Source organism: Vreelandella janggokensis, assembly GCF_031451615.1.
Lineage (GTDB): Bacteria > Pseudomonadota > Gammaproteobacteria > Pseudomonadales > Halomonadaceae > Vreelandella > Vreelandella janggokensis.
The window spans coordinates 382,641-398,023 of sequence record NZ_JARWAJ010000002.1 but is presented as its reverse complement, the minus strand read 5'-3'; the positions used below and the strand labels follow the sequence as shown (position 1 = coordinate 398,023).

Below are 15,383 nucleotides of genomic sequence, written 5' to 3'. Positions count from 1 at the left end.
GCGCTGTTTAGCTGGCAATGTTAAAACCCGCCTGCTCGGCAAGTTGGCAAAGGTTGCGATAACCCAGGCGGGCGTAAGTCAGCGGATGGGCGACTTCGGGGTCTTGTTCGGCTTCAACCACTAACCAGCCTTGATAACCCTGCTCACACAGGTGAGTTAAGGCGGGAAGAAACTCCACATCGCCATCCCCGGGCACAGTAAACAGGCCGTCCAGCACGCCGTTTAAAAAGCTTTTGTCGCGGTTGCGCACGGCGTCCAGCACCGGGAAGCGCAAGTCTTTGCAGTGCACATGGTGGATACGCTGGCTGTAGCGTTTGGCGATGGCGAGCGGGTCACCGCCAGCGCCGCGCAGATGACCAAAATCAAGCAGCAGACCAACGCCTTCGCCGGTGTTGTCCATTAAGCGCTCAACGTCGGCTTGGCTCTCGATCACCGTTCCCAAGTGGTGGTGGTACACCAGTTGAATGCCCTGTGATTTCAGATAGTCGCCGACCACATCCAGGCCATGCTGCAGGCGCTGCCACTCTTCATCAGAAAGATGCGGACGCTGGGAGAGTGGGCGTTGCTGATCGCCGTGTACACAGTGGGTAACTTCGCACAACACCATGACCTTGGCGCCACACTGCTTGAGCAGGTTCATGTGATCCTGCACAGCCTCAATCTCTTCTTCTGGGCTACGCTCAAGCAGGCGTGCGGAGTACCAGCCTGAAATCAGCGCCAGATCATGAGCGCCCAGCGCCTGGCTCAAGGCGGCAGGCGTGCGGGGGAATTTGTTGCCCAGCTCAAAGCCGCTAAACCCCGCTTCGCGCCCTTCTTGCAGGCAGGTTTCCAGTGGCGTATCGCCACCCAGGCTGGGCAAGTCGTCGTTCGTCCAGGTGAGCGGATTAATACCTAATGTGACCGATGGCATAGCGTGGCTCCTCAATATTTTGTTTATTAGTCCTAATGGTGTTGGCGCTGTTTGGCCTCGCGATAGCTTTGATAGGCAGTATTAACCTGCTCACGCTCGGAGACCTCGGGCACGGCCACGTCCCACCAGGCGCCGCCTTCCTCGGTGCTGGGTAACGGGTCGGTATCCAGGGCAATCACATAAGTCGAGGTGGCGCTACGAGCTCGCACCAGCGCTTGTTCCAGTTCGGCAATGCCACTCACCGATTCGGACTCACAGCCCAGGGCTTTGGCATGGGCGGCAAAATCGGTTTTCGGAGCGCCCGCCTCCACAGTGCGGCAATCTTGCAGCAGGTTGTTGAATCCGGCGCCGCCGGTGGCATGTTGCAAGCGGTTGATACAGCCATAGCCGCGGTTATCCAACACCACGACGATCAGCTTGTGGCCCAGCATCACCGAGGTCGCCAGCTCCGAGTTGTGCATCAGGTAGCTACCATCGCCCACCATCACCACCACTTCTCGCTCCGGCTTGGCCATCTTGACGCCCATACCACCGGCAATTTCATAGCCCATGCAGGAGAAACCGTACTCTACGTGGTAGCTGCCAGGGCCTGAGCACTGCCAGAGCTTATGCAGCTCGCCGGGCAAACCACCCGCCGCGCATACCACAGTGGTATCGCTCCCGGCCTGGCGGTTGACCGCGCCGATCACCTGGGCATCGGTGGGCAACGCGGCCCCTTGGTCAGCCGTCACTTGGTGTACTGTCTTCGCCCATTCACGCTTGAGCGTATCGGTCTGCTCGCGCCATTCATTGCTGCCGCACCCATCGCCTAATGCGTCATCAAGTTGCTCAAGTCCTGCCAACGCATCACAGGTCAACGGCAGTGCCAGATGCTTAACGCTATCGAAACGCCCAACATTAAGGGCGATGAGCGTTTTATGATTGTTTTCAAATAGCGCTCGGGAGCCAGTGGTAAAGTCCTGGAGCCGAGTGCCTATGGCGAGGATGACATCCGCCTGCTCCGCCAACTGATTGGCGGCTGCGCTGCCGGTGACGCCAATAGCCCCCACCGCACAGGGGTGGCTATCCGCCAGCGCGCCTTTACCCGCCTGGGTTTCGGCTACTGGAATGCCTCTTGCCTTGGCAAAATCGGCCAAGGCGTCGCAAGCAGTGGCGTAATGCACGCCGCCGCCGGCAATGATCAGCGGGCGCTTGGCCCGTTGTAGCGCGCCGATTGCTTGGCGTAGCTCATAAGCCTCTGGTGGCGAGCGCCGAATGCGATGCACCCTGGGGGCAAAAAAGGCTTGTGGGTAGTCGTAAGCAAAGGTTTGTACATCCTGAGGCATCGCCAGGGTCGCGGGGCCGCAGTGTTCCGGGTCAAGCAGGGTGGCAATCGCCTGGGGCAAGCTGGTGAGTAGCTGTTCCGGGCGGCTGATACGGTCAAAGTAGCGCGACACGGGACGAAAACAGTCGTTGACGCTAATGGTAGGGTCACCGAAATGCTCCACCTGCTGGAGAACCGGGTCAGGCTCGCGGGTGGCAAAAGTGTCTCCCGGCAACAACAAAATGGGCAGTCGGTTGGCATGGGCCAGCGCCGCCGCAGTGACCATATTGGTCGCCCCTGGACCAATCGAGCTGGTGGCGGCCATTAACCGCTTACGGCCATTGGCTTTAGCAAAGGCAATCGCCGCGTGTGCCATGGCTTGCTCATTATGAGCGCGAAAGGTGGGCAGCGTGTCCTGCACGTGGTAAAGCGCTTCACCTAACCCCGCCACATTGCCATGACCAAAAATCGCAAACACGCCTTCGAACAACGCCACTTCTTGGCCATCTATTTCGATACGCTGGGCAGCGAGGTACTTGACCAGCGCTTGGGCCATGGTGAGTCGAATGGTGCTCATCTTACGCCTCCTCCGTGTGAGCCAGGGTTTGCGGCAGCGACTGCCTTAATTGCCGCCACGCCTTTATAAGCTCGGCATAGTTCTGGGCGACCCGCTCTACCAAGCTGGCGTCGTCGATACGCCCGGCAAGCCAATCACGGCTCGCACTGGCAAACAGCGTGCGCCCGACGGTAAAACCTTTACAGCAGGCATGATTGGCTGCGGCTTCGAATCCGCGCTTCATATCGTCCATGGGGGCGTCTAGCCCAAGCAGTACGACCCCACGACAGTAGGCATCCTCCCGTTCGATCGTCTCGCCCACCGCCTTCCAGGCTGCATCTGACATGGCAGGTAGTTTCCACCAGTCAGGGCGGATACCCAGGTTGTAGAGGCGCTGAAGACTGCGCGGCAAGGTGGTGTCGTCATTGAGCATGTTCACAGGGGGAATGACTTCAACCAACAACTCCAACCCATAAGCACAGGCCGCCTGATAGAGCTGGCGCAGCCGCTCTTCCTGCTCCAGGCGCAACGCAATCTCGTCGTCGGGGTGGTAAAACACCAGGCATTTGATGATTTGCTCCCGCGGCCATTGGCGCAGGCAGGCACCTAAATCATCGCCATGCTGGAAGCGCAGCGGACGTGAGCCCGGCAGTTCCACCGGGCGGCCAATCCACCAGCCTTTGCCGCTGGCTTGGTTGAGCGCTTCCTGACCCAGCACGTCGTCTACCAGAATCGCGGGCGTGGTAATACCACCCAGCTTTGCGCCCTCCTCGGCAGCCGACACCAACAGCTTCTTAAGCTTAGGCAGCCGCGCGCTGTCGGCATACTCTTCGCGGGCCATATCGGTGAGCTGGCGACGGTGGTCAAAAGCCAGACCTAGCACTTCGGGCCATTGGGCTGGCACTCGGGTAGTGACGCGGTGTAAATGGTTTAGGCGCTGATCGATATCCGGACGGGGTACCTCATCGCGGCGTTGCAGGTAATCGAATAACTCATCCTCGGTGGGCATGGCCGGGGCACAGCCGTGGCGGGAGACCACCAACGCGCCACAGGCGTTGGCATAACCGGCACTGGTCTGCCAGGGTTCACCGCGTAACCAGCCACGCAGTAGCCCACTCATAAAGGCATCACCGGCACCCAGCACGTTGAGCACCTCAACCTGTACGCCCTTGACCAAAATACCGTCTTCGATGCGGTCAGGAATAGCGCCTTCAAACACCACGCAACCCATGGGCCCCAGCTTGCATACCAGGGTGGCTTCGCTAACTTCGCGCACCGCACGCAGGGCCGCTAAGGTGTCCGTACTGCCACCGGCAATGTGAAACTCCTCTTCGGTGCCCACAATCAGGTCGAAATCAGGTAGCCAGCGCTGCAGATCGGTGGTGACGGTTTCGTCGGCGATAAAGCGGGTTTCGCCATCACCCGGATTGGTCAGCCCCCACAGTACGGGACGGTAGTCGATGTCCAGCACCCGCTTCACGCCATAATGAGCAGCGGCGTCCAGCGCTTTGCGACATGCTCGCCGAGTGGTATCCGTTGAAAGGTGGGTGCCGGTAATCGCCAATGCCTTTGAGCGGGCAATAAACTCAGGGTCGATGGTGTCAGCGTCGATGGCCATATCGGCGCAGTCGCGACGGTAAAACAGCAGCGGAAAGCTTTCGCGGTCTTTCAGTGCCAGCAGCACCAAGCCGGTGTGGCGTTCAGGATCGGTTTGCAGTGCCGTGGTATCCACGCCTACCCGCTCAAGTTCCTCGCGTACAAAGTTGCCCATCTGCTCATCGCCGACTCGCGAGAGCATGGCTGACTTCAACCCTAGTCGCGCGGTACCGTAGGCCATATTGCCGGAGCTACCGCCCAGGTATTTGGCGAAGCTGGCAACATCTTCCAGGCGGCTACCGATTTGCTCAGCGTAAAGGTCAACCGCTACACGCCCCAAGCAAATCAGGTCAAGCGGTCGGTGTTGCATATTGTTGTTTAGCATAAAGTTCTCCCCACGTAACAGGTTCGTGGTACTGGGCAATAAGGTAGCTCGAACATATGGGCTTCTTGGGTGGCCAGCGGCAGGCGCTCATCAATAAGAAGCCAACAGCGCTTAAAGTGAAAAGGCCGCACGGAATCGGTCGAGCGCAAGCTCATCATCACCCGAGGCCCAACCTTCCAGACCCACTGTGCCGCGATAACCTATGTCGCTCAGCGCTTTGGCAATGGCCGAGTAATTAATCTCGCCTGTTCCCGGCTCACAGCGACCGGGGACATCAGCCACCTGCACTTCGCCAATGTAGGGCGCACAGCGGTGAATCAGCTCTATCAGATTACCTTCGCCAATCTGGGCGTGATAAACGTCCAGCATTATGCGCAAGCCAGGGCGATCAACACTTTCTACAAGCGCCAATACGTCTGCCAATCGGGCAAACGGCACGCCGGGGTGGTCAACATCAGTATTGAGGTTTTCAAGCACGAAAGTGACATCGTTAAGCTCGCCTAAGTCCGCAAGCCTATTAAGTGTGTCGCGGGCTTTGAGCCACATAGAGCCGGTCAATTGCTGGCAAGGTTTCACAGGAAGGCCTTGTCTATCCAGCCCCGTTCCGTGCAGGTTAAGGCGTGGAATGCCCAAGCGCTTGGCGACGTCAACCGACTCTGAGGCGGTGTGCAATAACTCATCGGCCCCAGCGGCATCCGCCAGGGTACCGGTGACATAGCCGGTCATGGATGAAAACGTCGCGCCGCTATTGGCCAGGGATTCAATGTCGTGCCGGGTCCAGTCCCAGATTTCCACTTGAAAACCCAACGCATCAATACGCTTAACGCGTTCATTCATCGGTAGGTCGCGAAAAACCATTTCTGCACAAACGGCCAACGTAAACGGCGATGAGAAAGTAGATGCTGACATAGTCATATTGGCTCTTTGGTAGCTGTTCGCTAAACGTTTTCAGCGGGCTCATCAATCTTCCCGCCAGCGGCCTTCGGAGTAGTCTGGTTGCCAGCAGCGCTATTGGCTTTTTTTTCGCGGTCGCTGCGCTGGAACTCAGCGAGTTCTGCATCCAAGCTCTCCAGCTCGGCACCACCGGCCATCATGTTGAGTACTTCTTCGCGGGTGACGTCTTCTTTGCGGAAGGACCCCAGGCTGCCACCGCGTGACAATAGGGTGAACGCATCGGCTACCGGGAAGGCGTGGTGGACGTTATGGGTAATAAAGATGACCGCCAGTCCATCGGCCCGCGCCTTGGCGATATAGCGCAGTACTACCGAGGCCTGCTTGACCCCGAGGGCGGACGTTGGCTCATCCAGAATCAGCACCTTGGCGCCAAAATAGACGGCTCGGGCAATCGCCACGCACTGGCGTTCGCCGCCGGAAAGCGTGCCCACCGGCTGACTCGGGTCGCGCACATCAATGCCGATTTTGGCCATTTCCTGCTTGGCAATGCGGTCGGCGTATTTCCAATCGATGCGCTTGAACAGCCCCCAGCCCACCGTCGGCTCGCGCCCCATAAAGAAGTTCCGGGTAATCGACATCAACGGCACCATCGCCAAGTCCTGGAAAACCGTCGCGATACCTGCGTCTAGTGCGTAAGCCGGTGACTTGAAGCGAGCGGGTTCGCCATCCAGCAGCATCTCGCCATGGGTGGGCTGATGAACGCCCGAGAGGGTTTTGATCAGCGTCGACTTGCCCGCGCCGTTATCACCGAGCAGGCACATCACTTCACCGGCATAGACCTGCATGGAAATATCGCTCAAGGCGATCACACTGCCGAAGTGCTTGCTGACGCTGCGCATTTCGATCATTGGCGTTTGAGTTGTCATGTTACTTGGCCTCCATCGCCTTCTTGCGCATGTAGTTATTGAACAGCACGGCCACCAGCAGCATCACGCCCAAAAAGACCTGGAACCAGTCCGTATTAACACCGGTGTAGAAGATACCCATTTGCACCATGCCAAAGATCAGCGCCCCCAGCGCTGCGCCGATGGCAGACCCATAGCCGCCGGTCAGCAAAGCGCCGCCAATCACCACCGCGATAATGGCCTCCAGCTCTTTTAACAAGCCACGAATGGTGTCCGCCGAACCGGTATCCATTACCTGAATGCAGGCAAAAATGGTGGCGGAGAAGGCAGTGAACATGAACAGTGAAATCTTGACCCGACGTACCGGCACGCCCGAATTGCGCGCGGCATTAGCGTCGCCGCCGCTGGCGAAGATCCAGTTGCCATAGGGCGTGCACAGCAGCACCCAGGTCGCCACGGCCGTTAAGCCCAACCACCAGACGATGGAGACCGGAATACCCGAAACGGTGGGGTTGCCCGCAAAATTAGTGCCGATCCAGCCTTGCGTGGCCATCCAAGAGAACAGGCCCGTGGCGACCTCACCGGAAAACAGCGACGCGAACCAATCGCCGGGGATATGCTCTTCAACGCCACCCACCTGGGTTCGCCCCGTCAACAACCGGCTGACGCCAATCGCTAGGCCGCGCAGAATAAACAGAAAACCCAGCGTGACGATAAAGGACGGCAAGCCAGTGCGATTAACCAGATTGCCGTTAATCCAGCCCACTAACCCGGCACAAGCGAATGCCAATAAGATAGCGGCCCATAGCGGCCAGCCATACTCTACGGCGGGGATCGCAATCAAAATGCCAGCCAGGCCGATCATCGACCCAATCGAGAGATCAAACTCCCCGCCGATCATCAGTAGTGCTGCCGCCGTGGCGATAATGCCGAGCTGGGCTGAAACTTCCAGAAAATTAATAATACCCGCGGGGGTAAACATCCCGGTGCCGCTGGAGGCAGCGATAAAAAAGGCAAGCACCAGCACGGTACCGGCCAGCGCCCCCAACTCAGGACGATTGAGCGCTTTCTTCCAAAACGAGACTTTCTGGATCCGTTCGTCTTGATCAGCCGCTGCTGGCGCAGCCGCTTGGTTATTTTCATTGGAATTCATGGCGATCGACTCCCAAGGCTCGGCACCGCCGAGCCTTTTCCGATTAGGTCGTTATCAACGGATACCCTGGCTACTCAGCTCAATAACCTGCGCTGCGTTTTCTTGAGTGACAAACCCCGGACCGGTAGCAACATCCCCAGCGGGTAGCAGCCCGTTCTTGACGAACTGGTCGAGGAACATGACAGGTAAGTACCCCTGCATGTACTGCTGTTGGTCGATCGCAAAGTCCAGTTCACCCGCATCCAAGGCTTCCAAAATGTCGGGTGAAAGATCAAAGGTACCGAGGGTGAACATATCGGTAGCCCCCTGCTCGCGCATGGCCTGAATCATCGGATCAGCGGCCAATGCACCCAAGGTCAACACACCACGCACATCACTGTTCTCGTTAAGGTAAGCGATAATGGCATTGCGAATATTGGTGGGGTCGTAGGTGGTCGCTAGCTGCTCAGCATTGCCGTCGAAGCCCTCAACAAAGCCATCACAGCGCTGGTCAAGGCCCTGGTTGCCCTGTTCATGGTTGACGCAAACGCCTTTCTCAACGCCCATTTCCTGCATGCGCTCGGCGGCCTGCTTGCCCGCTTCGTACTCACTCTGCCCAACGTGCAAGCGGGCGCCATAATCCCGCGCCACATCGCCACCGGAGTTGATGGTGATGACGGGAATGCCGTTATCGACTGCGTCTTGCACAACGCTGCCCAGGGCATTTTCATCGGTGAATGAGAGAATCAAACCGTCTGGTTGAGAGGCCACTGCCGCCTGGACGAGTTGCTGCATCTTGGCCATGTCAAAGGTGGAAGGTGCGCGGTACTCAAGCTCCGCGCCTACAAGGTCAGCCGCTGCCTCAGCGCCATTTTTGACCACCGACCAGAAAGGATCCGAGGGAACGCCATGGGTCACCATGACGAAGCGATTCTCTTCTTGTGCTGTTTCCTGTGCTTGTGCGGCACCCGCCATGAGCGCCGTGGTGGCGACGGAGGCTAGAAGCCATTGAGATAGACGTGCCATAAATAATTCCTCATAACGTTATCGTTGTTGGTAGGGAAGTGGCATTAAATTCCTTGGCGCTATGGAATATAGATTCCAAATAGCAATACAGGCAAATTATTTATTCTATACTTTGGTATAAATGGAATATTTATTTCAATCAACTAGACTGCTCAACAATCAGTCCCTTTGCTTAGTTTTCTCTCAGCTAAGTGGTACACGCGTTAACGCTAAGGAAATTGTATGCCGCAGCCACCTCAAAGCTACCGTGAGTTGGAAACGCTGATCACCGCAGAGTACGCCACGCTAAGCAAACGTTTGCAGCAAACCGCGCGGTTTATGCTTGATCACCCTCAGGAGGTGGCTCTGGCGACCGTGGCCAAAATTGCCGAGCAGGCGGATGTTACTCCCTCCACCTTGATTCGCCTGGCCAATAGTTTGGGATTTAAGGGCTTTTCTGAAATGCAGCAGCTGTTTCGCAGCCGCCTGGTCGATGAGCTGCCTAACTACACCGAGCGAATTCGAGCGGTGCGCAGTGCCACCGGGGAAACACCGGACAGTACCCAGCTGCTATGGGAGTTCGCCGACGCTAATCGCGCCGTCTTGGAGCAACTGCCTAGCCGCATTGACCCAGAGAACCTTGAAAACGCGCTGGATATTTTTGAGCGGGCCCATGCCATTCATGTGATGGGTGCCCGACGGAGCTTTATGGTGGCCAGCTACATGACCTATGCCTTGGCGCATGTGGATAAACCTGCGCTGCTGGTCAATGGTTTGGGTGGGATGTACGGCGAGCAACTGCGCGCCATGAGCCAACATGACGCTCTACTGACCATCAGTTTCTCGCCCTATGCCGAAGAGAGCCAAAAAGCCTGCGAAGACGCCTATCAGCGTGGTCTGCCTATTGTGGTGATTACCGACTCGACCCTCAGCCCGCTGGCTCGCTTTGCGGATGTTGCCTTCGTTGTCAATGAAGCTGAAGTAAAAAGCTTCCGCAGTTTGACCGCATCGCTCTGCCTGGCCCAGACCTTGGCCATTGCCCTAGGGGTACGGCAAGACAAAACTCGTGACAAAGGAAAGGACAACGACAAAAAAGCGTAAGACCTAAACACCAAAACAAGCCAACACCAACAATAAAACAGGAGAGCTCATGAAACTCGCACTGATCGGCGCTGGACGCATCGGCAAGGTGCATGCCCAAGCCATTCATTTACACCCAAATGTTACCCTGGCCGCCGTGGCCGATTTTCATCAGCCTGCCGCAGAAGCGCTGGCCGAGCAGTACGGCAGCAAAGCGACCTCCGTTGATGAGATTTTTACGGATGGCGACATTGACGCCGTCCTGATTGCCTCCAGCACGCCTACCCACGCGGAGTATCTGGAGCGCGCCGCTCGCGCAGGCAAGGCGGTTCTCTGCGAAAAACCCATCGCCTTGGATTTAGCGCGCACCCGCGATGCCCTGCAGGTACTTAGCGAACACCCGGTGACCTGCGCGTTAGGTTTTAACCGTCGCCACGATCCTCAGTTTTCTGCACTTAAAAAGGCCATTACCCAAGGGCGTATTGGGGCACTGGAAACCCTGACCATTATCAGCCGCGATCCGTCTCCCCCACCTGCCGAGTATGTCAGCGACTCAGGTGGGCTGTTCCGGGACATGATGATTCATGATCTGGACATGGCGCGCTGGCTACTTGATGAGCCGATTGAAAGCATTTTTGCCGTCGGCAGTAGCATCATCGATCCAGCCATTGGCGAAGCGGGCGATGTAGATACCGCCATGGTCACGCTTACCACCGCCAGTGGAAAACTTTGTCAAATCAGCAACTCACGGCGTGCGTGCTACGGCTATGATCAGCGTATCGAAGCCTTTGGCAGCCAAGGCATGCTGCAGGCCCAGAACGAGTCTGATACCCGGCTGCGCTTTACCGGCGAGACGGGGCAAGTGGAAGAAAAACCCAAATGGTTCTTTTTAGAGCGTTATGCCGAGGCTTATCGATTAGAGATTCTTGATTTCGTCGATGCGTGGCAGGAAAAGCGCACGCCTCTTGCGGGCGCCCAGGACGGGTTAGAGGCATTGCGATTGGCCGATGCAGCGGAGCGCTCACTACGTGAAGGCCGCAAAATTATGCTCGATGCTGCGGTTTAAGCAGCCACATCAGATTATATTTTCAAGACGCTTGGCTGACTAGACCGTCGCCGAACCGTCAAGAGGAGCGAAGAATGACTTCACTACTGGTACGCCCCACCGCCCCAGACGCACAAGGCACCGTGATTGACGTTACCCCCGCCTCCGCTGGCTGGACGCATGTCGGCTTTCGGGTGCATAAACTCGCCAAGGGGCAGCGTCTGGAAGCCAGCAGCGATGATCAGGAAGTCTGCCTGGTGCTGCTCACAGGGCGCGCCAATGTGACCTGCGGTGAGCATCGCTTTGATGATATCGGCAAGCGCATGGATATCTTTGAACAGATTCCACCCTACGCGGTGTACCTACCCAATGGGGTTAGCTACGCGGTGGAAGCGACCACCGATCTTGAGCTAGCGGTGTGTGCGGCCCCAGGGCATGGCAATCATGCGCCACGCTTGATTGCACCGGACAACATCAAGCAGAGCACCCGTGGCCAGGGCACGAACACCCGCCATGTGCACGACATTTTGCCGGAGACGGAGCCCGCCGATAGCCTGCTGGTGGTCGAAGTATTCACCCCCGCAGGTAACTGGTCGAGCTACCCGCCCCATAAACACGATGTGGATAACTTACCCCACGAGTCACAGTTGGAAGAGACTTACTACCACCGCATTAATCCCGCTCAGGGCTTTGCCTTTCAGCGCGTCTACACCGATGACCGCAGCCTTGATGACACCATGGCGGTAGAAAACGGCTGCTGTGTACTGGTACCCAAGGGCTATCACCCTGTTGGTGCTGCCCATGGCTACTCGCTTTATTACTTAAACGTGATGGCCGGCCCCAAACGGGTGTGGAAATTCCACAACGACCCCGACCACGAGTGGCTAATGAAAACTTGATGGAGTGACGCTTCGCCCGCTAACGTTCATCTAATGCTAAACTGTGGTGCCCCGCTTCTGCGGGGCTTTTTATTGACCACTGATACCCGAGAACTGATAACCGAGAGAAGCGTATGCTCCCCGACTACTCCGTGATCGCCTGGCTGTTAATCGTATTTTCCGTGTACCTGACCGGCGTTTCCAAAGGCGGCTTTGCGGGTGGTTTCGGCACGCTGTCGGTGCCGCTGATGGCGCTGGCGATCAGCCCGGCTCAGGCAGCGGGCCTTTTATTACCGCTGTTACTGGTGATGGATGTGTTTGCGGTGAAGGCGTGGTGGGGCAGGCAGGCGGTAGCCGAGGTATGGCGTTTTGTGCCGGGGCTGTTCATCGGCGTGGCAGTAGGGACGCTGCTGTTCGACAGCCTGAGCGAACAGGGCTTGCGCCTGACCCTCGGCGTGATCACCTTGGTGTTTGCCGCTTACATGCTACTCAAGCCCGTCGCCAAAAAGCCCATTTCCTCCCGATGGGCATTACCGGCGGCGAGCATCTGCGGGTTTACCAGCTTCATGGCTCACGCAGGTGCACCACCGCTCAACGTGTACCTGCTGCCGCGCAAGCTGTCGAAAGAGACCTTTATCGCCACCTGCGCCGTCACCTTTGCCGTGGTAAACGTGATCAAGCTGGCCCCGTACATGTGGCTTGGTGAGATTAACGTGACCAGTGCCTGGGCCTCGCTGGTACTGGTGCCCATTGCCTGGATCGGCGTGCGCAACGGCCTGTGGCTGCAAAGTCGCGTCAACGAAGTGTTGTTCTACCGCTTGGTTATTCTGGCGATGTTTTTAGTCGGTTTTAATCTGATTTGGCAAGCGTTGGGCTAGCGGCCCAACCACACCGCTGCAAACTCATCGGCCGGTTTGGGCCGACCGAACAAAAACCCTTGCGCTTCGAGGCATCCCATTTCGGCCAGCAGCTCGGCCTGCGCCTGATGCTCGACCCCTTCCGCCAGGGTTTTCATTCCCAGGGCATCGGCCATTGCAATGATGGTTTTCACAATGGCGCGGTCATGCTGATTGTCGAGCATCTCGCGTACAAAGGAGATATCGATTTTCAGCGCGTCGGCGGCAAAGCGTCGTAGATAGGCAAGCGATGAATACCCGGTGCCAAAATCATCGATAAACAGGACATACCCAGCATCGCGCATCCTCTGGGTAATCTCGACCGCCTGGTCGGGGTCGCGCATGAAGTCGCTCTCGGTGAGCTCCAGGGCCAACGCCGACGCTGGCACGCCTTGTGTCAGTTCAGCAATATGCTGAGCCAACTGTGGATCGGCAAACTGTTGCGCGGCGATATTAATCGACAAGCGCCCTGGCAGTGCTGCCATCCCTTGTGATTGCCATTCAAGGAGCTGCCTGGCAGCCTCCGCCAGCACCCAATCACCCAACGCGCTAATCAGCCCGCGCTCCTCCGCCAATGGGATGAATTCCCCCGGGCTGATCCACCCCCAGTCGGGCTCGTACCAGCGACACAACGCCTCCGCGCCCGCCAGTTGGCCAGTCTTCAGATTGACTTGGGGTTGGTAGTAAAGCGCCAAGCGGTTTTCCATCAGCGCTTGGTGGAGCCGCTCGGTCATTTTCTGACGGCGGCGCTGTTGACGCATCATGTCGTAGCTGAATGGGCAGACGCTGCCATCACGCTTGGCGTGGTGCAAGGCAATACTGGCCGCCTTGAACAGTTCGCTCGCCACCGTCGCATCCGCAGGGTAACGGGAGAAACCCACGCTCACTTCCAGATTGAACGCGTTATGCCCCAATCGGATGGTTTCAGCGACGGCCTCACGAAGGTTGTCCAGCGTTTCGGCCAATTCGGCCTCGTCAGGGTTATCCATCAGTATTGCGAATTCATCGCCGGATAAACGCGCCAGAGTACTGCTATCAGGTATGGCATCCTGCAGGCGCCCTGCGATCGTCGCCAACAGCTGGTCGCCCACCTGATGGCCATGGGTATCGTTGACCTCCTTGAAACGGCGGATATCGAGCAGAATCAAGCTTAGTGACTGATGGTGCCTGGCTGCTTCGCGCAGCATCCGGGTTTGAACCTCCAGGAAGCGAACGCGGTTCGCAAGCCCCGTTGTGCCGTCAGTATATGCCAGCTGGTGCATACGGCGCTGATCACGTCGGCGCTCTAATTCTGCCGCGGCGCCGGTCGACAAAATACGGAGCACTGAGGTCGCGAAGGCATTGGTCGTAAGCGGCTCACGGTAGAAAACCATCATCACGCCAATCGCTTCACCGTGAGCGTTATCGAGACGTCGGCCTATCCAGGCCTGGGCCTTGATGGCATTGCCGGGTAGGGGCGTGTAATCGCCATTATGCGAAACGGCCTCGCGTTCAATTGCCACCTGTTCGCAGGGTGAACCACTCAGCAGAAAGGTCTGGTTGCTTAGCGGTGTGCCGTCTGCGATGAGGCTTACCGTGGTGACCGTGCCCGCCGAGGGATAACGCTCGCCAACCTCATGGGGAGACCGATTGAGCAGTGCGATAAAGCCGCCGTCAGCTTCCAACAATTCCACCAATGTGCTGATCAACTGTTGAAAGTAATCGTCACCCACGTGTGACGTGACCGTTGAGGCCACCTGCATCACCGCCTGCTGAACGCGCTGGGCTTCCTGATTATCAGTCACATCAGTGATAAACCCTTCCAGGCAGACAACCTTGTCCGCCGCATCAAGAACCGCTTGTCCTTGCTCCCACATCCAGCGGATTCGGCCATCGCGATGATGCAGCCGATAAACTACCTGGTAAGGGCGCCTGTCGCGAATCGCCGCCTGCACCTCATCAAACAATCGCGATGCATCTTGCTCATTGATCAATTCAGCGAAGCTGATGAGGTGGTTGCCTACCAGTTCATGGGGGTGATAACCCGTTAGCTCTTGAGCGCCCTGGCTGACCAACTCCATGGTCCAATGATCATCATTCAGGCAACGGTATGCCATCCCCGGCAGGTGATTGAGCAGCGTATCCAGGCGCCGCTCGCTTTCCCTTGCCACGGCCTCGCTGGCCTTGAGCGCCTCCTCCGCCTGCTGGCGGCCAAGCTCGGCACCGGCTTGCGCCGCCGCAATGCGTAGCACTTCCCTGGCGAGGTCATCCAGCGCCATGGGGGCATTTTTTAATAGCGCCAGTAGTCCGATCGTTCTCCCGTCCGCTGCCAACAACGGCAGGCCCATGTAACTATCGGCTCCCAGCGCCGCCAGCAGATGATCATCAGGAAAGCGCTGTTGCACATCACAGGGATATAAGCACGGTTCGCGCCCCACGACGGTCTCACAGGGTGTACCAGCCAATGGGTAGACGACATTGGGCATATGCATTCCGTTGGACCAAACCGCCAGTGTTTCGACGACACTCGCCTGTGTGCCATTTTCAGTATTAACGTGGGCCACCAATGCATGATCCACGCCCAGCAAGGTGGCCAGCCGCTCCACTAGCGTTGGGTAAAACTGAGGAGTACCCGTTTGCCCCATACCTTCAGCCAACTGCCGAAAGATATCGGCCGCTTCAATCCCCGTCTGCATTGGTTGTCTCGCTGCCCAGTTTGAATCAAGCTTATAGTGAACCGTCTTGACGGTGAAGCCCTGACACTAAACGCTTGGCTAATATAGGCTACACCTACCGAAGGTATTAGCTTGCTTTCCAAC

General features: G+C 57.5%; 12 protein-coding genes. 4 read left to right on the top strand and 8 right to left on the bottom strand.

The features are described from left to right. Positions 1–7: 7 nt before the first annotated feature. The 7 genes from iolE to QC816_RS08570 form a co-directional block, all read right to left on the bottom strand. Complete coding sequence (gene iolE, locus QC816_RS08600; RefSeq protein ID WP_264824729.1) at positions 8–910, bottom strand: myo-inosose-2 dehydratase; 903 nt, start codon at positions 908–910, stop codon at positions 8–10. A gap of 32 nt (positions 911–942) precedes the next feature. Continuing rightward, positions 943–2,790, bottom strand: coding sequence for a 3D-(3,5/4)-trihydroxycyclohexane-1,2-dione acylhydrolase (decyclizing) (gene iolD, locus QC816_RS08595; protein ID WP_264824728.1), 1,848 nt, complete (start codon positions 2,788–2,790; stop codon positions 943–945). Position 2,791: 1 nt separating this feature from the next. Continuing rightward, positions 2,792–4,750, bottom strand: coding sequence for a bifunctional 5-dehydro-2-deoxygluconokinase/5-dehydro-2-deoxyphosphogluconate aldolase (locus QC816_RS08590; RefSeq protein ID WP_309781612.1), 1,959 nt, complete (start codon positions 4,748–4,750; stop codon positions 2,792–2,794). A gap of 111 nt (positions 4,751–4,861) precedes the next feature. Next, entirely contained in the window at positions 4,862–5,665 is an 804-nt protein-coding gene (locus QC816_RS08585; RefSeq protein ID WP_268902389.1) for a TIM barrel protein, read from the bottom strand. 23 nt (positions 5,666–5,688) lie between these two features. Next, positions 5,689–6,570: an ATP-binding cassette domain-containing protein gene (locus QC816_RS08580; protein ID WP_199284139.1), complete on the bottom strand. Its 882-nt coding sequence runs from the start codon at positions 6,568–6,570 to the stop codon at positions 5,689–5,691. Position 6,571: 1 nt separating this feature from the next. Further along, a complete protein-coding gene (locus QC816_RS08575) occupies positions 6,572–7,702 on the bottom strand; it encodes an ABC transporter permease (RefSeq protein ID WP_199284140.1) in 1,131 nt (376 codons plus the stop codon). Between the two features lie 54 nt (positions 7,703–7,756). Then, positions 7,757–8,707: a sugar ABC transporter substrate-binding protein gene (locus QC816_RS08570; RefSeq protein WP_199284141.1), complete on the bottom strand. Its 951-nt coding sequence runs from the start codon at positions 8,705–8,707 to the stop codon at positions 7,757–7,759. A gap of 222 nt (positions 8,708–8,929) precedes the next feature. Between QC816_RS08570 and QC816_RS08565 the strand changes: the two genes are divergently transcribed. From QC816_RS08565 to QC816_RS08550, 4 genes are all read left to right on the top strand, one after another. Then, entirely contained in the window at positions 8,930–9,787 is an 858-nt protein-coding gene (locus QC816_RS08565) for a MurR/RpiR family transcriptional regulator (protein WP_199284142.1), read from the top strand. Positions 9,788–9,836: 49 nt separating this feature from the next. Next, positions 9,837–10,832 carry an inositol 2-dehydrogenase gene (iolG, locus tag QC816_RS08560; protein ID WP_199284143.1) on the top strand — a complete coding sequence of 332 codons (996 nt, stop codon included), beginning with the start codon at positions 9,837–9,839 and terminating at the stop codon, positions 10,830–10,832. Between the two features lie 74 nt (positions 10,833–10,906). Beyond that, complete coding sequence (iolB, locus tag QC816_RS08555; protein WP_199284144.1) at positions 10,907–11,710, top strand: 5-deoxy-glucuronate isomerase; 804 nt, start codon at positions 10,907–10,909, stop codon at positions 11,708–11,710. Between the two features lie 113 nt (positions 11,711–11,823). After that, the gene (locus QC816_RS08550; RefSeq protein WP_085919693.1) at positions 11,824–12,567 is read left to right on the top strand and encodes a sulfite exporter TauE/SafE family protein; all 744 of its coding nucleotides are present in this window, start codon (positions 11,824–11,826) and stop codon (positions 12,565–12,567) included. On the opposite strand, the gene QC816_RS08545 is transcribed toward QC816_RS08550, so the two are convergent. Next, positions 12,564–15,260, bottom strand: coding sequence for an EAL domain-containing protein (locus QC816_RS08545; RefSeq protein WP_309781611.1), 2,697 nt, complete (start codon positions 15,258–15,260; stop codon positions 12,564–12,566). The two genes, QC816_RS08550 and QC816_RS08545, sit on opposite strands and share 4 nt — an antisense overlap. Between the last annotated feature and the right edge of the window lie 123 nt (positions 15,261–15,383).

Excerpts from the sequence above, each read along its gene's own strand:
- iolE (WP_264824729.1), bottom strand. The coding sequence starts at position 910 with ATGCCATCGGTCACATTAGGTATTAATCCGCTCACCTGGACGAACGAC.
- iolD (WP_264824728.1), bottom strand. The coding sequence starts at position 2,790 with ATGAGCACCATTCGACTCACCATGGCCCAAGCGCTGGTCAAGTACCTC.
- QC816_RS08590 (WP_309781612.1), bottom strand. The coding sequence starts at position 4,750 with ATGCTAAACAACAATATGCAACACCGACCGCTTGACCTGATTTGCTTG.
- QC816_RS08585 (WP_268902389.1), bottom strand. The coding sequence starts at position 5,665 with ATGACTATGTCAGCATCTACTTTCTCATCGCCGTTTACGTTGGCCGTT.
- QC816_RS08580 (WP_199284139.1), bottom strand. The coding sequence starts at position 6,570 with ATGACAACTCAAACGCCAATGATCGAAATGCGCAGCGTCAGCAAGCAC.
- QC816_RS08575 (WP_199284140.1), bottom strand. The coding sequence starts at position 7,702 with ATGAATTCCAATGAAAATAACCAAGCGGCTGCGCCAGCAGCGGCTGAT.
- QC816_RS08570 (WP_199284141.1), bottom strand. The coding sequence starts at position 8,707 with ATGGCACGTCTATCTCAATGGCTTCTAGCCTCCGTCGCCACCACGGCG.
- QC816_RS08565 (WP_199284142.1), top strand. The coding sequence starts at position 8,930 with ATGCCGCAGCCACCTCAAAGCTACCGTGAGTTGGAAACGCTGATCACC.
- iolG (WP_199284143.1), top strand. The coding sequence starts at position 9,837 with ATGAAACTCGCACTGATCGGCGCTGGACGCATCGGCAAGGTGCATGCC.
- iolB (WP_199284144.1), top strand. The coding sequence starts at position 10,907 with ATGACTTCACTACTGGTACGCCCCACCGCCCCAGACGCACAAGGCACC.
- QC816_RS08550 (WP_085919693.1), top strand. The coding sequence starts at position 11,824 with ATGCTCCCCGACTACTCCGTGATCGCCTGGCTGTTAATCGTATTTTCC.
- QC816_RS08545 (WP_309781611.1), bottom strand. The coding sequence starts at position 15,260 with ATGCAGACGGGGATTGAAGCGGCCGATATCTTTCGGCAGTTGGCTGAA.